The sequence below is a fragment of the Massilia varians genome, assembly GCF_027923905.1.
In the GTDB taxonomy this organism is placed as follows: Bacteria; Pseudomonadota; Gammaproteobacteria; order Burkholderiales; family Burkholderiaceae_D; genus Telluria; species Telluria varians_B.
In genome coordinates, this window is record NZ_AP026966.1 from 4,432,240 (window position 1) to 4,458,784 (window position 26,545).

General features: G+C 60.0%; 19 protein-coding genes and 1 pseudogene. 6 read left to right on the forward strand and 14 right to left on the reverse strand.

Annotated features, from left to right (window positions below):
- Positions 1 to 7: 7 nt before the first annotated feature.
- Positions 8 to 2,554, forward strand: coding sequence for an ATP-binding protein (locus MasN3_RS20020; protein ID WP_281909618.1), 2,547 nt, complete (start codon positions 8 to 10; stop codon positions 2,552 to 2,554).
- Positions 2,555 to 2,572: 18 nt separating this feature from the next.
- On the opposite strand, the gene MasN3_RS20025 is transcribed toward MasN3_RS20020, so the two are convergent.
- Complete coding sequence (locus MasN3_RS20025) at positions 2,573 to 4,957, reverse strand: sensor domain-containing protein (RefSeq protein WP_281909620.1); 2,385 nt, start codon at positions 4,955 to 4,957, stop codon at positions 2,573 to 2,575.
- Positions 4,958 to 5,152: 195 nt separating this feature from the next.
- Between MasN3_RS20025 and arfB the strand changes: the two genes are divergently transcribed.
- On the forward strand, positions 5,153 to 5,548 hold the full coding sequence (gene arfB / locus MasN3_RS20030; RefSeq protein WP_281909622.1) for an alternative ribosome rescue aminoacyl-tRNA hydrolase ArfB: 396 nt from the start codon (positions 5,153 to 5,155) through the stop codon (positions 5,546 to 5,548).
- A gap of 49 nt (positions 5,549 to 5,597) precedes the next feature.
- On the opposite strand, the gene MasN3_RS20035 is transcribed toward arfB, so the two are convergent.
- The 3 genes and pseudogenes from MasN3_RS20035 to MasN3_RS20045 all read right to left on the reverse strand — a co-directional run bounded on the left by MasN3_RS20035 (position 5,598) and on the right by MasN3_RS20045 (position 8,596).
- Positions 5,598 to 6,050: a response regulator gene (locus MasN3_RS20035; protein ID WP_281909623.1), complete on the reverse strand. Its 453-nt coding sequence runs from the start codon at positions 6,048 to 6,050 to the stop codon at positions 5,598 to 5,600.
- 148 nt (positions 6,051 to 6,198) lie between these two features.
- Positions 6,199 to 6,846, reverse strand: a pseudogene (locus tag MasN3_RS20040) (DNA polymerase Y family protein); the annotation flags it as partial.
- A gap of 268 nt (positions 6,847 to 7,114) precedes the next feature.
- On the reverse strand, positions 7,115 to 8,596 hold the full coding sequence (locus MasN3_RS20045) for a Y-family DNA polymerase (RefSeq protein ID WP_281909626.1): 1,482 nt from the start codon (positions 8,594 to 8,596) through the stop codon (positions 7,115 to 7,117).
- Positions 8,597 to 9,072: 476 nt separating this feature from the next.
- Here MasN3_RS20045 and MasN3_RS20050 point away from each other — a divergent pair, with 476 nt between their 5' ends.
- The 4 genes from MasN3_RS20050 (at position 9,073) to MasN3_RS20065 (ending at position 11,476) form a co-directional block, all read left to right on the forward strand.
- Complete coding sequence (locus MasN3_RS20050) at positions 9,073 to 9,333, forward strand: hypothetical protein (RefSeq protein WP_281909627.1); 261 nt, start codon at positions 9,073 to 9,075, stop codon at positions 9,331 to 9,333.
- A gap of 666 nt (positions 9,334 to 9,999) precedes the next feature.
- The gene (locus MasN3_RS20055) at positions 10,000 to 10,425 is read left to right on the forward strand and encodes a hypothetical protein (protein WP_281909629.1); all 426 of its coding nucleotides are present in this window, start codon (positions 10,000 to 10,002) and stop codon (positions 10,423 to 10,425) included.
- Between the two features lie 233 nt (positions 10,426 to 10,658).
- Positions 10,659 to 11,192, forward strand: coding sequence for a hypothetical protein (locus MasN3_RS20060; protein WP_281909630.1), 534 nt, complete (start codon positions 10,659 to 10,661; stop codon positions 11,190 to 11,192).
- Between the two features lie 17 nt (positions 11,193 to 11,209).
- A complete protein-coding gene (locus MasN3_RS20065) occupies positions 11,210 to 11,476 on the forward strand; it encodes a hypothetical protein (protein WP_281909632.1) in 267 nt (88 codons plus the stop codon).
- Between the two features lie 744 nt (positions 11,477 to 12,220).
- Here MasN3_RS20065 and MasN3_RS20070 read toward each other — a convergent pair.
- From MasN3_RS20070 to imuA, 10 genes are all read right to left on the reverse strand, one after another.
- On the reverse strand, positions 12,221 to 13,972 hold the full coding sequence (locus tag MasN3_RS20070; protein WP_281909633.1) for a T6SS immunity protein Tli4 family protein: 1,752 nt from the start codon (positions 13,970 to 13,972) through the stop codon (positions 12,221 to 12,223).
- Entirely contained in the window at positions 13,972 to 15,291 is a 1,320-nt protein-coding gene (locus tag MasN3_RS20075; RefSeq protein ID WP_281909634.1) for a PGAP1-like alpha/beta domain-containing protein, read from the reverse strand. The genes MasN3_RS20070 and MasN3_RS20075 overlap by 1 nt, the downstream gene beginning before the upstream one ends.
- 387 nt (positions 15,292 to 15,678) lie before the next feature.
- Positions 15,679 to 18,483 carry a type VI secretion system Vgr family protein gene (locus tag MasN3_RS20080; RefSeq protein WP_281909635.1) on the reverse strand — a complete coding sequence of 935 codons (2,805 nt, stop codon included), beginning with the start codon at positions 18,481 to 18,483 and terminating at the stop codon, positions 15,679 to 15,681.
- Entirely contained in the window at positions 18,483 to 18,767 is a 285-nt protein-coding gene (locus tag MasN3_RS20085) for a PAAR domain-containing protein (RefSeq protein ID WP_281909636.1), read from the reverse strand. The genes MasN3_RS20080 and MasN3_RS20085 overlap by 1 nt, the downstream gene beginning before the upstream one ends.
- A 229-nt stretch (positions 18,768 to 18,996) precedes the next feature.
- Entirely contained in the window at positions 18,997 to 19,377 is a 381-nt protein-coding gene (locus MasN3_RS20090) for a hypothetical protein (protein WP_281909638.1), read from the reverse strand.
- The gene (locus tag MasN3_RS20095; RefSeq protein ID WP_281909639.1) at positions 19,374 to 21,383 is read right to left on the reverse strand and encodes a hypothetical protein; all 2,010 of its coding nucleotides are present in this window, start codon (positions 21,381 to 21,383) and stop codon (positions 19,374 to 19,376) included. Before MasN3_RS20095 ends, MasN3_RS20090 begins: the two co-directional genes overlap by 4 nt.
- A complete protein-coding gene (locus tag MasN3_RS20100; protein ID WP_281909642.1) occupies positions 21,380 to 22,981 on the reverse strand; it encodes a hypothetical protein in 1,602 nt (533 codons plus the stop codon). Before MasN3_RS20100 ends, MasN3_RS20095 begins: the two co-directional genes overlap by 4 nt.
- A gap of 272 nt (positions 22,982 to 23,253) precedes the next feature.
- Complete coding sequence (locus MasN3_RS20105; RefSeq protein WP_281909644.1) at positions 23,254 to 24,723, reverse strand: site-specific integrase; 1,470 nt, start codon at positions 24,721 to 24,723, stop codon at positions 23,254 to 23,256.
- A 152-nt stretch (positions 24,724 to 24,875) separates the two neighbouring features.
- Positions 24,876 to 25,796 (reverse strand): Y-family DNA polymerase, encoded by a 921-nt coding sequence (locus MasN3_RS20110; protein WP_307730381.1) that lies wholly within the window; start codon positions 25,794 to 25,796, stop codon positions 24,876 to 24,878.
- Positions 25,726 to 26,484, reverse strand: coding sequence for a translesion DNA synthesis-associated protein ImuA (gene imuA / locus MasN3_RS20115; RefSeq protein ID WP_281909646.1), 759 nt, complete (start codon positions 26,482 to 26,484; stop codon positions 25,726 to 25,728). The genes MasN3_RS20110 and imuA overlap by 71 nt, the downstream gene beginning before the upstream one ends.
- Positions 26,485 to 26,545: the final 61 nt, after the last annotated feature.

A 26,545-nucleotide genomic window follows, 5' to 3' on the forward strand; every position in this document is an offset into this window, starting at 1 on the left:
AGCATCCATGCACGAATCATCCACCCTGAACGCGCGCTGGCGCGCCTTCCAGCTCCGGCTTGCAGACCAGCTCAAGGCCCTGTCCTCGCCCACCGCCATTGTCGAGACCGCGACTGGGCTGCTGGCCGGGTATCTCGGCGCCTCGCACTGCTGGTACACCGAAGTCGGCGCGAACGGCGATACCTTTTTCTCGCGCGCCGGATGGTTCGATGCCGATGTTCCGCCGATGCCCACCTCCGGACGCATCGACGACTTCGGACCGGCCCTGATCGCGACGCTGGGCACGGGAAACGATCTGGTGGTCGGCGACATGGCAGCGGATGACAGGACCGCCGCCTTCGCCGGCGCTTACCAGGCCCTCATGATCGGCACCCTGCTGGCGGTGCCGATCTTCAAGGACGGGCGCTGGGCCGCCAACCTGAACGTCGCCAAGCCGGATGCCTATGCCTGGACCGGGGACGACATCCTGGTCACGCGCGACGTGGCCGAGCGGACCTGGGCGGCGGTCGAGAATGCCCTGGCACAGGCCGCGCTGCGCCAGGAACGCGACCGCAGCCAGTACATCTTCGATACGCTGAGCGAGGGCCTGGTGCTGCTGGCGGCGGACGACACCCTGACCTATGCGAACGACGCGGCGCTGCGCTTGTGCGCGCTGCCGCGCGCGGCGATCGTCGGCAAATCCTACCGCGAGGCCTTCCCGGCGCTGGCCGGCCCCGACCTGCTGGCCCTGCTCGCGCGCGTGCGCGCCAGCCGCCGGGCCGAGTCGGCCGAACACGCCTGCCCCCTGCCGGACGGCGGCCGCGCCTGGCTCGACGTGCGCGCCAATCCCGCCCTGGAGGACGGCCTGGCCGTGTTCTTCGATGACGTCAGCGCACGCAAGCTGGCGGTGCTGGCGGCGCAGAAGGCCGAGGCGCACAAGAGCATGCTGCTCGACCTCGACGAACAGCTGCGCGGCGTCGCCGACGATCCGGCGACGATGATGGACGTGGCCACCCGCGAACTGGCGCGCATCCTCGGCGTGCCGCGGGTCGGCTACGTCAGCATGGACGAAGCGGTCGAATACGGCGTGGTCGGGCACAACTACAACGACGTGCGCCGGGTGCCGGAACTGCCGGCGCGGGTCGAGCGGCTCGACGACTATGGCCTGTCCCTGGCGGCCGACATCCGCGCGGGACGCGTCATGCGCGTCAGCGACCTGGCCAGCGATCCGCGCACCGCCGGCGCGGCTGCCGACGCCCACGCGCAGATCGGCGCCCGCGCTTCGGTGGCAGCCCCGATCCAGCGCGACGGCAAAACGGTCGCCTTCATGTTCGCCCACCACGACCAGCCGCGCGCGTGGAGCGACGAGGACGTCGAACTGATGCGCCAGACCGCGGCCCGCACCTGGGACGCGGTGGCGCGCGCACGCGCGGTGCTGGCGCTGCGCGAGGCCGACCGGCGCAAGGACGAGTTCCTTGCCATGCTGGCGCATGAATTGCGCAATCCGCTGGCCCCGATCGGTTCGGCCGCCGACCTGCTGCGCCTCGGACGGCTCGACGAAGCGCGTATCCGCCAGACCAGCGGCATCATCTCGCGCCAGGTCAGGCACATGACCGGGCTCATCGACGACCTGCTGGACGTGTCGCGCGTCACCCGCGGCCTGGTGAGCCTGGAACGCAGCGAGGTCGACGCCCGCAGCGTCGTCAGCGAAGCCGTCGAGCAGGTCAAGCCGCTGATCGAACTGCGCGGCCACCGCCTGGAAGTCCACGTGGCGCCGGGCCCGGCATACGTATGGGGCGACCTGAAACGCCTGGTCCAGTGCGTCGCCAACGTCCTGAACAACGCGGCCAAGTACACGCCCGAGGGCGGCAGCATCGTGCTGCACCTGGATAGCGAAGAAGGACAGGTCGTGATCAGGGTGGCGGACGACGGCATCGGCATGACGCCGGACATGGTGAGCCATGCCTTCGAGCTGTTCGCCCAGGCCGAGCGCACGCCGGACCGTGCCCAGGGCGGGCTGGGCATCGGCCTGGCGCTGGTCAAGAGCCTGGTCGAGCTGCATGGCGGCCGGGCCGCGCTGCACAGTGCGGGATTGGGCCAGGGCAGCAAGTTCAGCATTTACCTGCCGCGCCACCAGCGCGCGCCGGCGCCCGGCGCCGCGCCCGTGGAAGCGCATGGGGCGGCGCCGGCGGCGCGCGCGGGACAGGTGCGCGTGATGGTGGTCGACGACAACGTCGACGCCGCCGACGTGCTGGCGGCGCTGTGCGAACTGCTGGGTCACCCGGTCACGGTCGAGCATTCTTCCCTGCGCGCCATCGAGCGGGCCAGGCAGGAGCGGCCGGAAATCTGCCTGATCGACATCGGCCTGCCCGACATGGACGGCAACGAGCTGGCCAGCCGCCTGCGCCGCCTGCCCGAGACCGCGGGATCGATGCTGGTGGCGGTGACCGGCTACGGCCAGGAAAAGGACCGGGCCAGCGCCAAGGCGTCCGGTTTCGATCACTACCTGGTCAAGCCGGTCGACGCGGAGAAAATCTGGGCACTGCTGGCGACCCGGGGCGGCAGCGGCGCCTGAGGTGCCTGCGCTCGCGGCTCAGTCCGGCAGGCGCGCGTCCCTGGCGACCATCTCCTGCAGCAACTCGCGCGGCAGCCCGGGGCTGAAGTAAAAGCCCTGCATCTGGTCGCATTCGTGCTCGCGCAGGAAGGCGATCTGCTCGCGCGTCTCGACGCCTTCGGCCACCACCTTGAGCTTGAGGTTGTGGCCGAGCGCGATGATGGCGCGCGTGATCACGAGGTGGCCGTTGTTGCCGACGTCGCCCAGGAAGGAGCGGTCGATCTTGATGACGTCGACCGGGAATTTCTGCAGGTGGCTCAGGCTCGAATACCCGGTGCCGAAATCGTCGATCGACAGGCGCACCCCCAGGGCCTTGAGCTGGTTCAGCGCATCCAGCGCTTCGTCGGGCTGGTCCATCAGCTGGCTTTCGGTCACCTCGAGTTCGAGGCAGCGCGGGTCGACCCCATGGCGGCGCAGGGTCGCGCCGAGGCGCTCGGCGAACTGGCGCTGGCGCAGCTGGCGCGCCGACAGGTTGACCGCGATGACAAAGTCCTTCACGCCGAGCGCTTCCATGGCCTTGAGCGCGCCGCAGGCCTCGTCGATGACCCAATCGCCCAGCGGCACGATCAGGCCGGTTTCCTCGGCCACCGGGATGAAGCGCTCGGGCGGAATCACCCCATCGACCGGGTGGCGCCAGCGCACCAGGGCCTCGGCGCCCACCACCTTGCCGCTGCGCAGGTCGACCTTCGGCTGGTAATCGAGCACCATCTCGTTCTCGCGGATCGCGCGGCTCAGGTTCGCTTCCAGCATCAGGTGCTCGTGCACGATCTGGTTCAGGTCGGCGGAATAGAACTGGAAGTTGTTCTTGCCGAGGGTCTTGGCGTGGTACATGGCGGCGTCGGCCGCCCGCATGATCTTGTCGAGGCTGTCGCCGTCGTCGGGGAAGACGCTGACGCCGATGCTGGTGGCCGGCAGGATCTCCTGGCCCTTCACTTCCACCTTCGCCATGAGGCTGCGGCGGATCCGTTCGATCAGTTCCGCGATGTGTTCGTGGCTGTCCGGGTTGCAGATGACGAGGACGAATTCGTCGCCGCCCATGCGGGCGATGGTGTCCTCCTCGCGCACGTTCTCGCGCAGGCGCTGGGCGACTTCGCGCAGCACCGCATCGCCGGCGGCATGGCCGAAGTTGTCGTTGATGTGCTTGAAGTTGTCGAGGTCGAGGAAGGCCAGCGCCACCATGAAGCCGCCGCGCTGCGCTGCGTCGATGGCCTGGCGCAGGCGCTCCTGCAGCAGCGTGCGGTTGGCCAGGCCGGTGAGCGGGTCGTGGTGGGCCAGGTGATGCAGGCGGCGCTCGTAGTGGCGGGCCTCGGTGATGTCGTTGATGACGCCGACGAAGTGCGTGATCTCGCCGTCGCCGCCCGCCACCGGGTCGATGCGCAGGTCGTTCCAGAATACCTCGCCGTTCTTGCGCTTGTTGCGCAGCACCACGCGCACGCTTTTCTTGTGTGCGAGCGCTTCGCGGATGCGCTCGCGCTCGTCCTCGTCGCAGCCCGGAATGGCCATGAAGCGCGGATCCTGGCCGCGGATCTCGGCAAGCGGGTAGCCGGTGATGCGCTCGAAGGCCGGGTTGACGTAGTCGATGCGGTGTTCGTGCGCTTCGCAGCGGGTGATGACGATGGCGTTCAGGCTCGAGTAGATGGCGCGCTCGCGCACCCGCAGGCCGATCTCGGCCTGCTTGCGCGCCGTGATGTCCATGCCGGTGCCGAACACGACCGGCAACGTGCCCAGGTGGGCCAGGGAACAGCGGAACAGGTAGGGCGTGCGCTTGCCGTGCTTGCCGACCAGTTCCGCCTCGTGCGTGGAACCGCCGCCATCGAAGGCGGCAAGGATCTTGGCGACCACGAGGGGCCGTTCTTTTTCGTCGAAGAAGTGTTGGACGTTGGAAGTGGGCAGTTCTTCGGCATCCATCTCCAGCGCTTCTTCGAGCTGGTGGTTCCACAGCAGCAGGTGACCGCTCTGGTCGATCACGTAGAACACGCAGGGCAGCGACTCGAGGATGTCGGCCACCGGCAGGTCCTGGATCAGGGCATAGCGCGCCGGGAACTGCCCGGTGCGCGGGATGAGGATGATGCTGTAGGTACCGGATGTCGCGCTGTCGAAGGACTGCGGCGCCACCGTGATGCGCACCGGCAGGCGGCGGCCGTCGGCCGTCTTCAGCACGCCCGCGTGCTCGGCGTCGGCGCGCGCGGCCATGCACGGCGTGGGGCCAGGCGGGTCGTCGAACTCGACCATGCGGTCCAGGGGCATGCCCTGGATCTCGCCGGCGCCGTAGCCGGCCAGTTTTTCGCAAGCCTTGTTCCAGCTGGTGACGGTGCCGACCGCATCGACAACGAACACGGCAAGGGGCAGGGGCGACAGGTTCAAGACTCCTCCGGGATGGCCGCGCAGCCGTGCGCGCGCCATGCAGCGAACACGTAAATACATGATAGCGCAGCGCAGCAAGGGGTGCCCTGCCAGATCAAATGTATGTCGTGCGGCAAGATCGCCGTGGAAGCAGGCGCTCTGCCCTTACAATGTGGCGTGGCCGTTGCGGCCGCGGCAAGCTTTGACAGGTGGGAGATGGCGGTCATCGATCCGGCGGAAGTCGAATTCAGCGCGATCCGGGCCCAGGGGCCGGGCGGACAGAACGTGAACAAGGTGTCGTGTGCGGTGCACGCGCGCTTCGACGTGGCCGCTTCGTCCTTGCCGGCAGGGATCAAGGAGCGCCTGCTGGCCCTGCGCGACGCCCGCATCACGCAGGAAGGCGTGATCGTCCTCAAGGCGCAGGCCTCGCGCAGCCTGGAACAGAACAAGCTGGACGCGCTGCAGCGCCTGCAGGCCCTGGTCGACCAGGCTGCCATCGTGCCCCAGGTGCGCCGCCCGACCCGGCCGACGCACGGATCGCAGCTGCGCCGGCTCGATGCCAAGACGCGCAGCGGGCGGGTCAAGGCCTTGCGCGGCAAGGTCAGCGAGTAGGACGGTAGCCAGTTATTCCTGACACGCGCCGCGCTGGCTTGACGCGCTTTTAAGTATGCAGCAGCCGCAGCAGCTGGTCGATCCGGTAGGGTTTGGCAATGAACAGCTGCTTGACCGCCTGTCCATCGAACATGGACGGCGCCATATACCCGGACGCCAGGATGATCTTGACCGCCGGATAGCTCCTGGCGATGCGATCGGCCAGTTCGAGCCCGTTCATGCCGGGCATCATGACGTCGGAAATGACGGCGTCGATGTCGGAATGGGTCGCCAGCATCTCGAGGGCCGCGGCGCCCGAATAGGCGACCATGGCGTCCATGCCATGGGCTGACAGCAACATCTCGGCCAGGTCGGCGACGTCGGCCTCGTCATCGACCACCAGCACCCTGCGCACCGCTCCCACCTGTGCTCGCGCATCCTGTTCATCCGCCTGCATGCTGCCGGGCGGGAATCCGGGCCGCCTCTTGTCACTGCACCAGCGGCTGTTCATCAAACCGGACACTCGGTCCTCCATGGAGTGAGATTGTTGGTAACCAGCGCAGCCCCGGGGGGCCGCATGCGCCAGTATCGCGCAAGCGCGCCGAAGGAAGCGCCCGGTTAACGCTCTGCACGACCTTCAATCTGCCGGAAATTCCTCCGGCCTTCCAGGCCTATCCGAACAGCCCGTGCAGGTACCAGCGCGGCTCGGCATCCTCGCCGGCGCCGACGATGCGCTCGCGGTAGATCCAGTATAAGGTATGGTCCTGCCCTTCGGCGATGAAGTAGTCGCGGGTCTGGGTCTCGCTCCACCAGCCGGCCTCGATGCGCTCTGGCGTCGAGGCCACCTTCAGCGGCGAGCCGTAGAAGGGCCGGTGGTTGCGCATGAGCAGTGCGATCGGCTTGGCCAGCAGCCAGCTCGGGCGCGGCAGGCTGGTGACAACCGGCGGCAGCCGCGCCGCACCGAGCGCCGCGCGCTCGGTCTTTTGCTGCACCGGCACCCATTCGTTGGCCACCTCGGGCCGGTAATCGGCTTGCGGCAGCGCTTGCAGCACGTTCTCCGGCCCCAGCCGCGCCACCAGCAGCTCGAGCATGCGCATGCGGTCTTCCTCGCTGCCGCCCGGCTCGGGGAACAGCGATTCGGTGGGCGGCGCCATCGCCCTCACCTGCCGCGTTTCCAGCCCGAGCCCGATCACCGGGGCCGGCAGCTCCTGCCGGGCCAGGCGTTCCTTGAGCAGGCGCACCAGGTGCTCGTCGCGCCATGCGGGCTCGGCCAGAACGATCTCGAGCGCCGTGGGCGGCATCGCCACCCGCCCGCGCTCACCTTAAAGTGATGGAAAAATGGACGTCGTAAGGTATTGATTTCGCACGCAATTCGTTTTTCTGCGTGTCCATTAAATTTTTTGTGATGGTGGACGGATATCTAGTTGTTTGTCCATTTTTTACAGGGGTCAGCTACCGAACGCCTGGCGATGCATAGCCCGACTACAGGATGTTCTTTGGCTCACCTGCATGGCAAGATGAAGTGGCGCGGGAGGGGAGATTTCCTTGCCTACGTTGGAGCCCTCTTGCACAGTAAGGCGGGCCGCCCTAGCCGAACAGCCCATGCAAAAACCATCTTGGATCACTGCCTTCGCCGTCGCCGCTGAACCGCTCCCTGTAAACATGGTACAGGACGTGGTCTCGCCCCTCAGCGATGAAATAGTCGCGTGACGCGGTATTGCCCCACCATCCAGCTTCAACCCGCTCAGGTCCAGAGATCATCCGAAGAGGCGATGTATAAAAAGGCCTGTGATCCCGAATTAACAGCGCGATCGGCTTAGCTAGCAACCATGTCGGTCGCATGGACATATCGAGATCCGGCGACAGTTGTGCTATCACGGCGGTCTCTTTGACATTTTGCTGAATTGACACCCATGCGTTGGCTACCTCAGGGCGGTAGTCTGCGACAGGCAAAGGCTGCAGCACATTGTCAGCCCCCAAACGAGCCACCAGTAGCTCCAACATTCGGACTTGGTCTTCTTGTGTACCTCCTGGTTCTACAAAAAGAGACTCACTCGGCGGTGCCATCGGCTGCAGCTGCGCCACGTCCAGAGCCAATCCAATAACAGGAGCGACTAGCTCGACTCGCCCAAGTCGTTCTTTCATCAGACGAAGGATGTGGTCGCTCTGCCACGTGGGCTCGGCAAGTGCAATATCGATGGCGGTGTCAGGACGGGCCTCTCTCCCCCGCTCGTGCACTAATCGCAGTGTGACCCGTTCTGCTGCCAACTGTTTACCGGACAGCCAACCAGTGAGCTGCAACACCAGGCGCTGTGCACCCACCATTAGTAAGTCGACGTTCTCAATGCGATCGAACAGTTCGATCTTGGCCTCGAAGGTCGATGGTGGCGTAATCCATTCAAACAACTCGGGAGCCGAACCGAACGCACTGTCGAGGGTGTCGAGCAGATGCCGACCGCATCGACGTTGCAGGCCTGGGCGTGGAAGTTGTCGAAGTTCTGCAATGCTCGAACAACCGATACCCTCAAACCAACTAGCAAACGGCCTAGCCGCCGGCACGATCATGGCGGGTAGGCGGTCCAGATGACGTGCCATGGTCTCAGGCTTGAGTACGCGTTCACCGCGAAATCGAGCAAGCAACCATGCTCCACGCGCGGTCGGTGCACAGCTCATACGACCGGAAAAGCCCAAGGCGCGCAAGTCAGTGCGGACGAGCTTGCATAACGCACGAACACCGCCAAACAAGCGCAAACTAGCCCCGATGTCGATAAGCAGCGTTGATTCTTCAGCCAGAGTGACCAAGGGAGTGTACTTGAGCAATGCAATTGCGACTGCCTGCAGTGCAGCTTCTTCGCCGGCAGTCGAGCGCTCATAAATTCGGGCATGCGGAACGAGCATGAGTACACCGCCACGGCGCATGCCCACTTTGATTCCAGCGGCGCGTGCAGCACACGACATCCCCAGCACCTTTTCGCGCTCGAGCACTACTCCTACGCTGTCATCCGACCGGTTTGGTTCGAATATTTCAAGCGAAATCTGCGGTAGATGCAGGCCGATCCAAAGACGCATGACAGTAGGCAAGCTAAGACGCCAGCAACAGGGAGGGAGGAATTACTTGCTGCATTGAATAATTGCTGCTGGGTATGCACGCCAAAATAACTGTACATCCATACAGTACATTACGGTGCATTATTTGGCAAGTTGTCATGCGCCCAAAACATAGATGTAGCCTTTGCAAGACCCGTGTGACATTCGGCCGACCAGCGCGGCAGTGCTGTGGGTACCGCCCTTTGCGCCGTGGTCGCGACACTGGACCAGCACCCGATGGTGTAGAAGATGAAAGGCGTCACAACAAGGCCCTAGTTTTAATCGCACGGGGGCCGATGGCGGGCGAACCAAAAATCGTCACGGACGATGATGATGGTCACGGTTCATCCCAAACCTTAGAAGAAAAAGCTTTCACTAGTTGCCGAATTTTAGTTCCTTCAATGCGCTAGCTGGCATAGAATGTTGCTCACATAAAAACACTAACCAAGGGTTCTGATATGAGCGAGTTGAGCAACATCGAAGAACTGAAAAAGCGTAAAGAGCAGCTGTTGCTTGAGCAGGAAGTGGCCCGCCTTGAGCGCAAACAAAATCTTGGCAAGTCCGCCAACTGGTCGTGGAAGTGGGTCGCTCCCATGACCGCAGTAGGTGCATACGCATTCATCGGCGGCATGGCTGAAGGGAACAGCGCGGCTATCGTTATTGGGTTGGTCGCTCTGACTCCCGTGGCCATGAAGCTCTACTTCAAGCGCGCCAGCTGAAGCATTAAGGCTCAACGTTATCGTCTAACCAATATCACACACTGTCGTGCTTTCCCAACAAAATCAGCCATCTAGGATTATGGAATCTGCCTCAGAACTTATCAAAGAAGAGTCAAACCGGAACAAATGGGCAGCAAAGTTCTTCGGCAACGTTGCCGCTGCAATTGTCATCCTGGGAGGTATTTTCACAGGACAGGGCTTTATCGGCACCGTAATGCTCATTCTCCAACTAATGGCCGTGATGTTTGTACTTGTGCTTTGCGCTGCCGTTGTCCCGGGCGCACGCAATCGCAGGCGACAGGAACAGGCTTCAGCCGTAATCAGCGTAATCATGTGCTTGGCGGCAGTTCCACTGGTCCTATTCCGCTGGGCGACGACCTGAAGGAGAACGGTATAAATCATATGAAGATTGTTGCATCGATTGTATTCGCTGGCGTAGTGATAGCAATAGCCGTGTACGCCGGTCTAACCGATGACCGTAGAACTTACATGAAAGGCTGCATAGCTACCGCAGCGGAGTTCGGGCAATCGGCAGAGGAAGCGGAGAACAACTGCGCGCTCCGCTACAAAGGATAGGAAAACGCGGCGTTGGTCTCGCGGCCGCGAAACTGAACGAACTGCGCCCTGGTGGCGCCCGCAGCTGACCGGTGCCAGCGCAAGGAAACCATGAAGATTCATCACTTCCATCTTGCCCTCGGCGCGCTAGCAGTCGTCGCCAGTACGTTGGCTCAGGCGTCTTCGGCCGTTGATATCCCGAAGATTGCAGGTCAGAGCATGAAACAGGTCGGTGAGCAGCTGAAGGCCACGCCGACATGCGCGAAGAACAAGCGCGGTACGAAGTGCGACTACCAAGATGGCCGTTTCGAGATTGTCTACATCGGCGGGAAAGCAGACTGGATCACGGTCAACAGTCTGGAGCAAGTTCCTTTTACCGAGACGGCGATTACAAAGCTGGGGTTTAGCCAGAAGGCGCCTTCATTCCGCTCACCGATGGTGATACGCTGGAATGACTTGCCTGGTGTGGTTGAGGTATCGGTGTTCAAAGGTCAGACTGGATCTGACTACGCATACATCAAGGTTAAGACTCGCTAGGAAAATAATGCTAAAGACAGAGTTTCAAGCCGCACTGCGTGTCAAACTTCGGGCGATCCCACTCGCAACAAGAAAGACGTGGAACGACACAGCTTTGTACATCTGGTGGCTGGAAGCGAAGAAGGACGATCCTTATCTTACTTGGGACCGATGCCCGGGCGATTCTTGGCAATGGGTTCCTGGCATGTGCCGAGACCTTATCGGCGAAAGTGCATATTGAAGCGAAAAAGCACATGCCATTCGATTTTGAATCAGCAAAAGTTGCGTTAGGTGTGGCAACCGCCGCTCTCGGCGTCCTTGGAACGATATTCGGATGGTTTGGAAAGACATGGCGTTGGCTCACATCCCATCTCGCGCCAAAGCCCGTCAAAGGTGTCATAGATGTACCATCGAAAACGTTAATCTGTATGCCTGTCTCCCGCCCTAACGCCCTGTGGTGGCACATGGGATCAAGCGGAAGCGAACCTGCGATGCAAATAGTTGGCGACCTGAACGTAACCAACATTGCGAAGCGCGGCGTGTATGTTATGGAGGTCAAACTGCGGCGTCCGAGGGCTGTCGGCCACGCTGTAGTTCGTGCGCAAAACTCGAATCTGTACGATACAAAGCACATCATTCCACAAGGTGGTATCAGCGACCTTCGCTTCGATTTCTTTGTGCAGCCGCCAGTACGAACGGCGGGGCAAAAATTCACGGCTGATGTTGCGATCGTGGACCAGTTCGGCAACGAACATTGGTTGAAGGACTTGGAATTTCGGTACCACTGAACAGTAAGGAAAACGACATGCTGATTACCATGAGCAAGAAGTTCTACCTCCCAGCGCTTGCTATCACACTCGTTGTCCTTACTGCCTGTGGCAAGCCCAACGATTCATCCTCATCCGATACCGCAGTTGCTGCAGCTAGGAAAGCGCAAATTGATAAAGACTGCGGGACTTCGAAAGAGGAAACGGAGGCGTGGTTTGCTACACACACGACCGGGTGGGCGGAACATGTCGAGGCAGGACTGAAATGTATCCGTGAGCATCCCCTAGCTCAAGGAAAAATATGAGATTTCCATGCTAACGCGATTTCATGATTGGTGGTTGTCAAGAGGGCTGGCCGACCGGTTGCAAGCCCAGGCCAAAAATGGGACTCGTATTGATCCGCTATCGATTAATATCGGTCAGAGACCAAAAGGGCGCTTTGGGGTCCATGTTGTAGCTAACTACATTTATCCCGCTGATCGGTCTTTCACAGGCACGGACAGTCTCGTAATAGCAGACTGGGACGGATTTCGCACAGTCCAAGGTGCGGTAGGGCGAGCCTCCGAAGTGTCTTCATTTCTGGTAGCGCGCCTTCCAACCCTGAATATTCTTCTTTGGGGCTATCAGACTGAATTAAGGCGATTTAGCTCGGAGGACAAAGCGTGGCAACCGCTGCCAGAGCGAAGTTGGAAGTGCTGGAAATGTGGTGCGGCAACCGTGTGGCCGAGTTTCACTTTCACCGCCTCAACAGACGTGGCGTGGTGCGAGGGCTGCGAGGTCATCATGCGAGAGGTCCCGACCGAATAGGGTATCGCTCCGTTCAAGAAGGAAAAGTGACGGTTTTCTTTGCTCACTGACAGTTTGTCAATGCGGTGACGGTTTTATTCATTGTCCACAATTGGCGTACTATGCCTGATTGGCTTGGCGTTGGCTGGCGGCGTCGCTTTTGCCATCGCCAAGCGAAACGGTGGTTGTGACGGTGGGAAGTCCGTCGTGCCAGAACCCACAAAGCCAGCTCGGCGCAAGGCGTCATGAGGATGGGAACCGGTTCAGGCGACGCTTCCACCTGGCGCATCCGACCCAGCTTGGCCATTAATTGGGCCGCGTACGTCTGCGGCGTTCCCCGCCGGCTCGCCTGCATCGGAGAGCCTTACCAGCTGCCATATCCCACGCCGCTGCATCACATTCGGAGTGCCGGACGTCCTGCCGAAGGTACGTTCCGGTACAGTGAAGGTCGCCGCCGGCAACACGCTCCCTTGGGCAAACCAGCGGGTGCCATCTAGGGCATCCGATTCCTGGCAGTGCCACCAGCCACTCGCGGGGCACGGGTTGCCCGTCATGGCGTAGGCGCCCACCGAAGCCCGCTCGATCGCACCGGCGCCGATCGGCGCGGCGGTGGCTGCGGCCGGTATAGGCGCACCGGGCTGGGCCAGCGGTACGTCTGGTGTAATGCGTCGACGACTGCGCCTATCGACGAGTGTCCACGGCGTCCGGCTCGGGGCTTCATAGCTCGGCTGCAGGCCGCGGGCCTTCTCCCACAGAGTCTGTGCGGGCAGCAGCAGCGCCTGGGGCATGCGCTCGCCCTGCCGGATGTACTGCCGCTCCCCACCGTGAACCCTAGTGCCATTGCCGCCTTCGCTGCACTCCCACCAACCCGATTGGATGCAGGTATCGCCGGCAATTGCTTGGCTGCCGAGGCGGGGTAGTTCGCGTGCGCTGACTTTGGGCGCAACGGTCGTTCGCACACGGATGCTGGATGAAATCCTGTCCCATAAATCGAGCACCGCTGACTCGGCAAGACTTGACTGCACTGGTGCTCCGCCCGTTCTCGAGCTTAGGCCCGATTGCAACTCGAGAGAGAGGAAAGGCAGGAACACGTCGTCGCGAGTGCCATTCAACTCCCACAGGAACATGTACGATCTGGTGAAGTCCAGGCCGAGATACCTGGTCAGCACCTGCTCGCCCGCGATTCCGTTGATCGCACGCTTGCCCGCGAACAGGTCTGCTGTTCGCGCCGCCTCATCGAAAGTGTCCTTAGCGCGCACATTTTGGTTACGTGCTAATAGACTATCCTTGCTGGGCTTTGTACCAGCCATCATATTGAACACGATGGCCAGGTCGGAATGCTCGGGCAGCCCTGCGAATAGCACAACGCGCTCGCCCTGTTCGGCAACGAGCGGATCACGGAAAAACACACGATCGAGACAGAAGCCGGGTTCGGTTGGAATGTCGTTATCGGGATTCGGCACGAGCTGGGCTATCAGCTTTGTCAGGTTGCCCGTTACACGGTCAGGGTCGTAGTCCTTCGCTATGAAATTGACACTCAGTCCGTCCTTGTGGACATATCCTACGGCATCGACACCTTCGTAGTGGTAGTGTTTCCGATCTTCGCCGTATCCGGCGTAGCCATCGGTCACATTCCGCCCGAACACGAATATCTTCCCCACCAGTCCACTCTCGGTCTGGATTTCCTTGACAACTTCCATGTTCTTGTTACGCCCGAGATAGTCGGGTTCAGCGCGGATTTCTGCCTCCTCGGTCTCTACGCGCGCCGCGAAAGCTTCTTCGCTTTCATTGAAGGCTGAGATGTCGAAGCCTTGAATCCGGCCCCCACGTAACGAATACTCGGCTTTTTCCGGCAAGTCGATGAGGAAGCGCCCAACGCACACGGTCTTCATCTTTTCGGTCATTTTCGCCACCTCATATTTGTCGCGTACATTTGGTACGGCCCACGCGCCGAACGCTATCAGGGCCAACGCAGCCAACACCTGCCACTTGCGGCTTTTTACAATTTCTCGCATCACAACTCCTGAACGATCTTGACGATCAGGTACTGGGTCAGCTGCTGCATTGCGCGATCGTTATATGCCTCCTGATGTCCAAAGCCGCTGGCCCTGATTAACTGCCTGATCTTGTCGCCCGGCCCGGCTCCTGATTGCGCCGATACCGTGCCGTCGCCCGCACTGTCCTGCTGGTCGGGTTCAAAATACAGCTCGGTCTTGCCTTCGACTACGACCCGACGTCCGCCGGCCTTGGTGTGGGCGAGAAACTTCGCCTGTTTGACGTTGGCCGTCGTGAGCACGGCACCTGACTCGGCTGGCATTCGCGCGGTCCAGCGCACCTCCCCGAAGGACATATACGCTGGATCGGAACAGTAGAAGGCATATGTATTTCCGTGGTACCAGTCCCTTAGATAAAGCATGTGGAAGCGCTGGGCCGCATCTATAGCGCCCCTGAGAGCCTTCTCCACGCCGCCAGGCTTCTCTCGGTATTTTTCTGTAGGGTCGGCCAAGGCCGGATTGATAACGCGGTACCATGATGTCCAGTCCGCATACATCGCATAAGGTGTCGCGTCGGCCGGCGGCATAGACATGACTGCCTGATGGCTACTCTGGCTGCCATGCATGCGCGTAATACGCGCATGCAGCCACGGCTTGGGATACAGGTGGTTCGGCAGCAGTTCCAGCGGACCCGCCGCCATCGCCATTACGGCCGTGGTATCTTCCGTCGTCGGGCCAGCGATAGTAGCGAAACCTTCCATCCCTTTCTCGTCAAGCGTACCCATCCTGCTCGGACTGGTGGACTCGGTGCCGCACGCCATCCGGCGATAGGCGGCCGGCGCGCCCAACGCCGGCATCACGCCATGAATCACGCCGAGGATCTTGTCGGGAATTCGCTTCGCGCAGGCCCTTGCCACCAGCCCGCCCATCGAGTGCGTCACCAGGATGACCTGCTTACATGGCACCCGGCGGTCGGTGTAGAACTTGATGATGTCGAGGATGCGCCGCTCCAGCCGTTTCGACGACTCCCAGTTACTGTCGAGCCAGTTGTAGCCACACGCAAAGGTCGGATAGGAGTTGCGCGCATGCTTGGCCAGCTCGACTTCCGTGAGGGGGGGCATCCCCCGGGCACCCCATTGCGCAGGGTCGCACTGCATGATCTTCTGCCAGTGCCGCCGGACCTCTCGCGCCTTGGTGTGCTCATTGAATTCGAAGGTGCGATTCAGATGGCACTCCAGCTGTGCCAACAGTCGTCCGTATGAATCGGCATGCACCTCGCCCCATCCTTGGGCTCGGGCGGCCTTTTCCGTCAACCCATATTTTTCGGCATCGGGGGGCATGACAATCTCTCCGGTGTCGTCGACCTCCAGCGTCTCGCCATCGAGGATTTGCTGCCGTGTGCGGGCATCCCGTTTCTCCCATCGCTTGACTTCTGAATACTTGTCTGCAAGGGTATTCGGCGCACGCCACGCTGCTTCGCCTGGAGACAGTAAGTTGTTTCCTTCGTCGCGCTACCTGCTGACGACTGGACTGCGCTTCGCCCTGAGGTTCGAGCCCATGATGCCGGGGACTAGGATTACCGGGATGACAGGACCTCGCTCCAGGGTGAACAAGGCCCGTGTATTCAGGGCTTCGGGAGAAAACAGGATCGTGCCCTCCCAGTGGCCATCCGGGTTGATGGCAGGGTTAGGCATTGGCCGGGTTGGTTCACTCATGCAGTCTCCGGATTAACTGGCTCCAGACTCATCCCTGAAAAAGGTGACTTTGGCCACACGAATCAGGTCGTCTACGAACAAGGCTGAGCGGCCTTGCTCGTCCGTAGTGCCGTCGACGGTGCTGCCGTCGTCAAGCTGTACCGAGTAGCGTTGGCCCGCGATCGGCTCGCCTGTCTGCCGATGGCGTAGCACGGCACGTTCATTGGTCCTTATCTTCGATTTAGGCAGGTTCAAAGCTGCCGGCACGCCCCCACCTGGCTCCAAACGTATGTACTGTGCCGCCTTCTCGACCTGTCTGCCCGCGCACTGCAGGACCAGGCTATCGTTGCCCCAGTCGGTCTGCGCGCCTTGCGCCACCACCTTGACCTCGGGCGCCTGCAGGTCGATACCCTTGGCCGCAATCAGGCTGATACGGCCGGCCGATTTGATCTCGATGTTTCCGTTGTGGGTCTGCATGGTCACGTTGCCGCTGGCGGCCACCAGCTTGATGCCCAGCGCGTGCGCGAACGCGCTCAGGCCGCGTGCCGCGCGCACGAAGATATTCCGCCCGGCCGCCACCTCGGCGTCGCCCGCGCTGGCCACCGTGACCTTCTTTTCAGAGCCGAGAACCACGCTGTCTGGACTGGCCAGTACCATCCCCGCCGGCGCGGTCACGGCGACGATCGGCGCGCCGCCATCTGCGGCGCCGGCGGCCAGGTTCGAACCGTCGTGCCAATGCCTGAGCCGGTCGGCCACCTCCTCGACGCTCCAGGTAGTCTCGTCACCGGCGTGATGCTCCGCCTGCCGGCCCATCTCGTCCAGCACGCCCTGCAGCACGTCCGTAAGGCCCACCAGCCCGGCCCGCCCCAGTTGCGCGCCCTCGGCGTGCGAGGCCTCGGCCGTGATCAGGACACCTTTGCCGCCGCGGATCGCCACTGCCTCGTCGCTGCGTAGCTCCGCACCTTCGCCGCGTGGTTCGGCCTGGCCGTCCACCCGCGGTCGCGTGAGCCATCCCAGGTTCAGTTGGGATGTGCCATGGTCGCTGGCCAGCTGCGCGCTGATCTGGCCGTGCGTGTCGTCAAAGCGCAGCTGGCTGCCGCGCTGCCCCTGGATCTCGCGTGTGCGCGTGCCCGACTGGTAGCGGTTGCCGGGCAGGCTGCCGGCGGCGCTGAAGGCGGGGGGCAGCGCATGCTGGTTGAACACCTGCGTGAGAATCACGGGCCGGTCCGGGTCGCCCCCGAGGAAGGCCACCAGTACTTCGGTCCCTACGCGCGGCAAGGTCAGCGTGCCCGATTGCTGCTGGGCGCTATACCCGTTGCCGGCCCAGGGGGACGCCACCCGTACCCATGCGGAGTCACCCTGCATATCCGACGCGCCCGCTCCATGCGCGTGCCGATGGTCGGCCTCGCGCATGCCAGGGAAGCGGATCTTCACGCGCCCGAGTGCGTCGCAGTGCACCTCCTCTCCGGGTGGGCCGACGACGAGCGCGCTTTGCAGCTGGGGGTGCGGCAAATCGATGCGGGGATCGAAATCCGGAACGATGGGCACGCCCCGCTGTACGGCGGTGAAGCGCACATATACCAAGCCGGAACGGCCGGGCTTGCCGGGGTGCCGCCCGGCAGTCGGGCCATCGGCCAGGCCGCCGCTAAACAAGCGCTCGGCATGTGCCGTGAAGTCGTTGGGCAGGTTGTTGCGCGCTTCCAGTTCCAGCGCGGTAATGACGTATTCGCGCTCTGCTTGCGGCAGGCTGTCGACGTCCGGATGACCTTGCAGGGAAAAATACTCGCCGGCGCAAAAATCGCGCACGCAGCCCTCGCCGTGGAAACACTTCGATTCGAAATCGTGCCGGCTCATGCGCAGCTGGCCCAGACGCTGGTGGTCCGCGACGTCATCGGCGACGTGCGCAGTCTCTACGAGGAAGTCATCCAATGTGGCCGCAAGGCCGTTGCCGTAGCTGCCCTGGTCGACGCCGCTACGTGCGGTGACCGTCATCAAGGGCGCGGCCCTGGGGTTCTTGTAGTTCCAGCTGTGGCGGGTCACCTGGCCGGATTGCAACCGGCGTTGCTCGGTCCAGTGAGTAATAACGTCCCGCCCGTCCGTCGCATCTTCCCGATGGTAGCGCACCGTACCGGCGGTGTTCTGCCGCAGGCCGGACGCGTCCTGGAACAACGTCAGGGTGTGGCCGGGACCCCGGTCGTGCGCACGGTCGCCAGCCGATGTGCGGCTGCGGCCCGGCCGGAAGCTCCACGCGACGCCGCGCCGCTTGAGCAGGCGCCGCACGAAGGCGGCGTCCGACTCGTTGTACTGCATGGTCTGTTCGCGCGGCGGGAACTGTGCCATGTCGAGCATGGGATCGAGCTCGTACTCGAAGGCATCGGCCAGCGCGGCACTACCGCGGCGCCATTCGTCGAACAGGATCTGCACGATCTCGAGTTCGTTCTGGAAGCGAAAGACACGGCTGCTGATGCGCTTTTCCATGACGGCCAGCGTGTCGCGCACCACCAGGCGATACGCGCCCAGGCCGCCATCGGAGTCGCCTGCATATGCCTCGTCAACGATACCGCATACGCTGCGCAGGTGGCCGCGGTCGGTCACGAACTGGATCTCGACCGGCAATGCGAGCAGATCCTTCAGCGACAGCCCCGTGACGCCCACGCCGGTGACGTGGTACTCGAACCCGCCGCAGATCGCCTCCGACCCGGTGACGTGCAGGGGCAGCAGCACGTCCTTCAGGTCGCCCAGGGGGCCTGCGGCCGAGCGCAGGCGCAGTTGCCGGTTCTCCGTGCTCCAGGATTGGCCATGCAGCAGAAGCTGCAACAGATCACGCACGCGGTCCATCAATCGCCGCCAGCCACGCCATCGACGCCGTTCAGGGTCGAGATTAGCCGGCAGCCGCCGCTGGTCTTCTGGCCATTAAGCACCTGGGCCGCTCCGTTCGACAGGAGCGAACGGGGATAGCCTTCGGCAATCACGCAGCCCTTGGGGCACGCCATGCGCGCGCCCTGGAACGTATACCCGATGCCGCCGCTGAATTCGCAAGAAGACCCCTCAGCCACCGTGCCACCGCAATCGGCAGCATCCGACAGCCGCAACCAGCCCCGTATCGCCATGACCGTCTCCATGCCCCGCCGTATCGACAAGGATCAGCAAGGTCAAAAGTCATTATTAGACTAGGGATGCTGGCATAAGAGCATGCGGCTACGGTTGAGGCAAAGCAGATTGGGATTGCGTTTCGTCAAATTCCTACGGTCCCGCGGCATCCTATCCCGACTCCGTGATCGAGTTTATAAGCACGTCCTGCACTCGATAGCAGTAAGAGCTTCTTTGAGTACCCGTTCAGATCATATTGTTTTACGCGCCTCGAAGCGGAAGTACATTCCCTCCCGTAAGCGCAGCCAACTGTTTTTTTACAGCATACAGCTCCCACAGTAGGGACACCTCTCGGGCTAGGGCAGCATCAAGCATTTCTCGATATTGAGCCGCGGAGCCCTTCGCTTTGACGAGCTTGTCGTGAGCAGCATCCTTAGACTTCGATTGTTCTAGCGCAGCCTCGTCAATCGCAGCGATAAGTTCTTGAAAGATGGCGCGCGATTTCTTAATACTTCCTTTTCCTCTGCCTGCCTCTATCGATACCGAATCGTTCGTAATTTTCGTATTTTTGGGAACACGAATAGGTCGGTTGACGCGAAGTCGCTCAAGAGCTTCAAAATATTCGATTACAGCACTGGTCATGCGACGCTCCGTTGGGTTGAGCGGGTGCGTTCCCGCGTTTCGATTAACGTTTGTAAGTCGCGCAATTCCGTCCGATACTCAACAGAGTTCGCATCTAGTCTCTCAATCAGCTTTTGCTGAGCCGAAATTACCAAATCAAGCTTCGACATATTTCCCACTAAATTCCTGCAATTATCGATCACACAAGCAGTATGCAGCCACCTCACCGCAACTTTCTCGCACGTTCCAAGGTTAGTGCAGCCCCCAAGAATCGTTTCCTGATATGCGATTTCGCCCTTTCTAAACCGCCTCAGCGTCTCGCCACGGTCCATAAAGACGACTCCATCGGGCTTCTTCATTCTCTGGTGGATCCAGTGCGCATGGCCTCCGAACAAGACATCATCTGACATCAGGACATTGAGGATATAACTCAGTGCAGAAGACTCTGCTTGAGTGCTCTGCCACTCCAAGCCAAAGTGACGCTTGTCGTTACCAATGAAATCCTTGGCAAAGGCAGATCCTTTCGCATAGTACCGCGACATCTCATCAGTTATATGCTTCAGCTGACGCCGTAGCGATGGGAGAGATACCAGTCCTGAACGTTGTGCATATAACGCTAGGGACCGCCGAGTTTGATGCGAGGTAAACATCCAAGGTTTTCCGATCTGAAATTGATCTTCTGCTCGCCACGCGCGATGAGGATCAATCTGTTCGAGTTCGCGTAAGTCGTTCTCCTCAATGATCGATACGCAGCTTTCAGGCAACTTACGATGTGCCATGATTCCCGGCACAAAATGACCATTTTTCGGCTCACGCTTCGTAATGCCAAAACCAAAGTATGCAACGGATACAAACAGAGGATGGTCACTTATCCGGTCTAAGGCTACCTCTGGAGTGACATCATGTCCGTCATAAATGGCGTCAGCGATGTCCTTTGCTACCTGAATTGCATCATTTCCTTCCTTGTTTGTTACCCACTGTGCCCGTTTTGCGAGCCCATGTGCATATTTCGTTGTTACACCCCTCACAAGAAAATGTCGTGCGCCTCCCGATTCAGAAATGTGTTGGCAGTCGTATGGAAGTGTCTTAACTTCATCGTCGCGCATTCCACTAAAAGTTTGAATCGTGAGCTTGGCTATGTATTGTGCCTGACCGATAATAAATGGCAGGGACTGAACCTCTACGGGCTTGCCTTGCGCCTGAATATATGCAATGGTCTCTTCATCGAGTATTTCTTCAAGGGTCAAGAACTCCTTAAAAGGCAACTTATGCTTTCTACCGGCTTGGTCTTGCCCACTTAACGTTCTGCCAGCGCGGGGATCTGACGAGCAATAACGTGCAGCGTCAAGCAGGTTTTTAGAAACAGCTCGCCATTTTGACAACTCCACTTGCAGGCCCGAGATGAAGCGACTGTAGATGCGGCTCGGCATCGGCGGATGTTGCTTGAGCCCTTCCCGGTATGCCTTGTTCTGTTCATTAAGACCTTCAATAAACTGATCGCTAACGACGCCAAAACCAAGGGCAACAAGCCCTAGCTGGGCAAGGTACGGCAGTAGAGACGTAAGGGTTTCCGCCATCCACCCGCCACACCGTGAGGTCACGAAGTCTTGCAGGCGTACTTCATCTTCAAGGACTGTGCCCAAACCGATCTGCAGGCCATCAGCATAATTGGCAAGTGCAGCCAACACCGTTAAATAGTTCTTCAGCGTGCCTATACTTAGCGGAGCGCCGGCCCGACGCCATATCAAGCAAAATATGACGCGTCGCATCTCCACAGTAAGCTTTAATTGAGTGGACGTGGGCTGGCCCGCCCCCCAGAAGTTGAAGTAAAGTTTCCCTACTTTACCAGTCGAGTTATAGGCAGAGAAATCCCATGCCAAGTGACCGAAACGCGATTTCGGTTGACCTCGAAGATCCCTGCTTACAATGAAGTCATCGTTCGGAGTAGGCCCGCTGTCTGGGTAAAATACATCAGGAGCAACCACGTCCTGCGGCATGCTCAATTTCGCTTCAAATACCGAATTCAAATCAATCCTAACGTCATTAACATCTCGACCTTGCCGGCCCAATATGCGTCAAGCTCACCATCTTCGTTCACCTCTAATTTTATCCTTTCAACCATCGCCAGGTCTCTCGCCGCGATGTCCAATATCAACCCATCTATTCTTTCCAGGATAGGCCTGAAGAGCTCGTTAAATTCCTCGTCACTGTTACTCAAAGGCGAAGTCAAGTTAATAACATAACGACAGCTCAATAATTTGCGTGTATCAGTCTCATCCGCATGGATCTTGAATTTGTCGCAAAATAGGCAACCTTCCGCGCTATCGCAATCAGGTTTTATTCGGGTTTCAGCATCTATCGCGATTGGCATGCCGAAGGATGTGCAAAGACCAACCGCGCGAGGTGTAGCATTTTCAATTTTCTCGTCAGGCGCAAGTACCGCGACGGCCATTTCACTCAAAAACTTGCTCATCTCCTCATGATGTAACGTTTCAGATCCCTGTGCATAATGCTGAAGCACCGTTTCCTCGGAGTTTTGCAAGACTAGTGCTGCAGTCGACGGGTCAGTATGGCGCACCAGCCAGTCGCTTTTAGCAGCGCGCCATTCCCGTGACATTACAGGATTTAGAGCCGGGTCTATACCACTCAACATTTCGTACGTCCGGTCCAAGTTGGATCGGATTGGAGTTGGAGGATCCGATGCTTTCAAGCTACTAAAGAAGAGATGATCGCATTTCCTCCCTTGCAAAATATAAGTCCTCAGGGCTAGAAACCGTCTAAACTTTGGAAGAAACGAAATCGATAACTCGAACGAGACGACCCGGCCTCCAGCGCGCCACTTCACGGTGCGAAAGCCTTGATTGGTTGTGTCTACCTCATAGTCTTCTGACCATGATAGTTCAAGAGCGTCAGACCAGTTCATGCCGGTGGCGGCAAGGAACATAATAAGAAATGAATTTAATGCCTTGCAAGCCAGATGCCACCGAGAAGTATGATTGTAATTTTCATTTGCGTGTTTTAGTGTAGTTCTTGCAGCAAAAGTCACATCTCTCGGGGTGTTGATATTTGAATACTGCCTTTTAGCTTCAGCCAGCGTGGCTAGCCGCCCTTCGACATAATCATATCCTGCATGCCTGGGCGACGCTGCCATCATCGCGGGCGTTTTATACCAAGCCTTGGCAGGGAATAGCCAGAGTTGGTTATTAGGGAAGCCCAGATGCTTAGGCGTCCTTAAAGCGTATGGATATTGCAACCGGTCAACGACGAGTTCACATATACCGTCAAATAAGCAATTACAAAGACTTAAAACTCGCGCTTGGTCTGCCTCCGATGGGGGCACGGTCGATTCAGTGATACTTTTATCACGCTTGAGTAAGTTGAGCCCTCGTCCAAGATGCTCCACATCGAAAAAACCTTCTATCGCTCGTAGAACGTTACTCTGTATTCTCGCTCCTGTATTCAAATTAATGCTGTTGCGCATGACACGCTCACGGACGTACTCAAAATATGCACGCATTGCCGGCTTAGCTGCTTCCGCGCCAGACAAGACGTCGGGCCATTTATTTATATCGGCCCAATTAACAAAGCCGACTAATGAACTAAAGTGGTCATACAATGTGCGCATACGGGGCCCGCTAGAAGAGAGCTCCGAGATGTGATCGAGCAATTGCCGAACATTTGGGATCCTGGATTGTACCAGTGACTCCAACGAGACTTTCCTAATGGAATTACGCGAACTCTTGTCAAAGACCGTACGTCGTGCATAGCATAAAATTCCAATATCTAGTGTCTTCGACAAGCCAAATTTCACTACTGCCAGTTCCGGATGGAGGATAGTCACCCCCTCTGCTAACGGCATCGCATAGATATACGTTGGTCTCGAGACCATCTTTTCTGTCATGACGTTGCCATAAGTGCGTTAGCGGCTATCGTCTTCAGATGTTCATCATATTCAATGTTCACTCGACGAATGAACTTCAATCGACCCCGATACTGAAGGTACAGGTCGGTCGTCGCTGCGGATTCATGACCCATGCGTGTCTTTACGAATTCCCGTGCTTGATGAAGGGTAATTTCCCCGGATGAGACACGCTTGAGTTGCTCATCGGTGAGATTCATGCCAAACGTGGCTCGCATGTCATGAAAGCGATATGCGAATTTTGGATCGTGAGTGAGCTGAATATTGGGGATAATGTAATCTCTGATTAATTGCCGGACAGCTTGACCATCTTTGGTGTGACGAAGCACATTTTCATCGTTATATTCTTTTGCTTCTGCTTTGCTTACATACAGCGGAGCACCTCGTGCGCTGAGAAATAGATATTGATCAGGCGAGTCTCCGCCTTTTGCGCGTATTCGACGTTTAATGGCGCGTTCGCTTTGTGCGTATTGTGAAAGGGACTCATAAAACCAGACAGGAATATGCAGCACCATTTTCTTGTCGTCCTTTGTATCAATCCCGGTTCCTGGGCCGACTGGAATTCTGACCTCACCCGAATCGGTGGCTAACAGTCTGCGTTCCAGCACGTGACGTACGCGGAACGTCAAAATGGTTTGAATACGCGCGCCAGTGAGAATTGCAAACAGGTGAATTAGTGTTAATTCTGTGTTACCAAGGTTGGCAAGCGCATCGAGCAACCAGCGTTGCTCAACTTCTGGTAGTGGGCGGAGTTTTCCGCCGTCCTCGATTAACTCAGAGTAAGGGTCATCTGTTTTGGGAGCGGATATTCTTAGGTCAGTAGTCCGCACTTTCATAGACTGTCGTTGGCCTTGGGAGTCCGTAAACTGAATGTAACGGTCAGAGTCAACCCATGGTGGATTTTCGATGTTAAGAACACCTTCCCGCTGAAGCCATCGATAGAATGCGATGACTGTACCGATCCGGCGCTTTGCTGTGCTGGCTGCCATTTCCCCAGCCGAGACTGATAGCCGTAATTGTGCCCGGTAGCGATAGGTTGGCCGTTCGAGTTTCCTTCTGGGGAAATATGTCCAGTCGGTGCCGGATTCCTCAATGAACTGTAGGAACGAGGCTAGGTCTTTTGCTATCCCGCTGTACGTTGTCATTAGCGGATCCAGACTACCTTCGAGACGTGACAGTAGATAGACCGTTGCTTCGGCCCACGGAGCACCGTTCGAGTCAACGACTACGGGAAACAGATTGAATTGTGTACCCATCCAGCTAGGGCGGTCATCAAATCGTTTGCCGACTTTCTCGTCTAGGTAAGGCCTAACAAAATACGATTCAGGGGATGAGCCGTCCGGCAGTGCGACTTTGGAAGCAAAGGGGGTATCAGATGAGACTACGTGAGTCAGGCTAAGGCGAGGAAGAACAATCGTGCGTGCTTTGGTAGTGATGATGCGCTCCATTTATGTTCGGCAACGCCATCTACATGGCCCCGACGTGAGCGCAGCATCCAGACCCTACCTGTTATGAGAAAGCACTAGCAGATCAGACATTCTGCCGAGGTGCCATCCCGAGAATGGAGTCCATTTTAATTTCACTTAGGAATCATGTCAATCTACTGATTACTTATGGATACGCGCTCGTGCTCCATCAGCAGCGTGAAGCGCTCCACCGCGAGCTGGCGCGCACACAGCCAGCCGACCAGCTGCAGCACCAGGTGGTGGGCGCCGGCCAGCAGCAGATCGGCCTGCTCGATGCGGTCGAACAGCTCCAGCCGGGCCCGGAAATGCTCGGGCGGCGCGACCCAGTCGAACAGTTCGGGACACAGGCCGTAGGCGGCGTCGAGCATGTCGAGCAGCTCGCGCCCGCAGCGCCGCTGCAGGCCCGGACGCGGCAGGCGCCGCAGCTGGCCCAGCGCCTCGCAGCCGATGCCCTCGAACCAGGACATATAGGGCCGGGCCGGCGGCAGCAGCGCCACCGGCAGGCGTTCGAGGCGCCGTTCGAGCGTCGCCATGCGCAAGCAACGTCCGAGGATGCGCCCGCCGCCCTGCATATCGCTGCGACTGCGGCCGTGCGCCATGCCATGCGCAGCGGCGCGCGCCAGCAGCCAGGCCGCGCGCGCCGTCGGGGCGCAGCTGACCGAAGCCGTGAAGCCGAGCGCGCGCAGGCTGGCGCGCACGCGGGCGCACAGGGCGCGGATGCCGCCGAACAGGCGCAGGCTGGCGCCGATGTCGAGCAGCAGCGTCGCTTCTTCGAGCAGCGCGACCTGGGGCGTGAACTGCAGCATCGCCAGCGCCACCGCGTCGAGCGCCTCGGCTTCGCGCGCGGGATTGCGCTCGTACAGCCGGGCTTCGGGCATGAGCATGAGCACGCCCGCGCGGCGCATGCCGTGCCCGACGCCGGCCGCGCGCGCCGCCCCCGATGCGGCGAGCACGCGATCGTGCTCGAGCACGACGCTGCCCGGGTCACTGCACCAGTTGGGGCTGAAGATGTCGAGCGCCAGCTGGGGTAGGGAGAGGCCGATCCACAAACGCATGTCTTTGCAGGAGAGAAGAAGTTGGAGGGAGACCCAGGGGCAGAGAAAGTGGCAAAAGCAGCGGCGCATCGCGCTGCGGCCCCCGGCGCTTGACGAAGTCGATATGCATGCCGCCCGCCGCCGGCCGCAGCCCCAGACGCAGGGGCGCGGGAGAGGCGTCCTGCGCCGCGGCCAGCGGGCGCAGCATGAAGAACAGGGTTTCCCCGCTTTGCGCCGCCAGGTGCAGGCGGCGCAGGCTTTCGCCGCGCGCGTGGTTGGCCCAGAACAGCAGCGCGCCGCAACTGCCGCTGCGCAGCACCTGTTCGGCCGCCCACAACGCGTCGGCGCTGCGGCTGGTGCGCAGCCACAGCAACTTCGAGGGCGGCAGGCCGAGCGCGGCCAGCGCCAGGGCCTGGGGCGGATGGGGCGGCTGCAGCAGGACGATGCGGCGTTCGGCGCAGGCCTGCAAGGCCGGGCGCAGCAGACGCATCTCGCCGATGCCGGGTTGCTGTTGCAGCAGCTCGACCAGGGTGCCGGCCGGCCAGCCGCCGCCGGGCAGCTGGGACGAGAGGGCGGCGTGCCCGGTGTCGACGCAGCGCGTACTGGCGCGCGCCAGCTGCGAGGCGCGCCAGAGCGAAGGGTGCAGGGCCTCCGGCGCCATGGGAGGTTCAGCCAAAGGCGGAGCCCCTGCGGTGGATGAGCAGTTCATATGGGTTGGCAAAAAAGTACTGTATAAACATACAGTACTCGCTGAGCCCAGATTTTGCAAG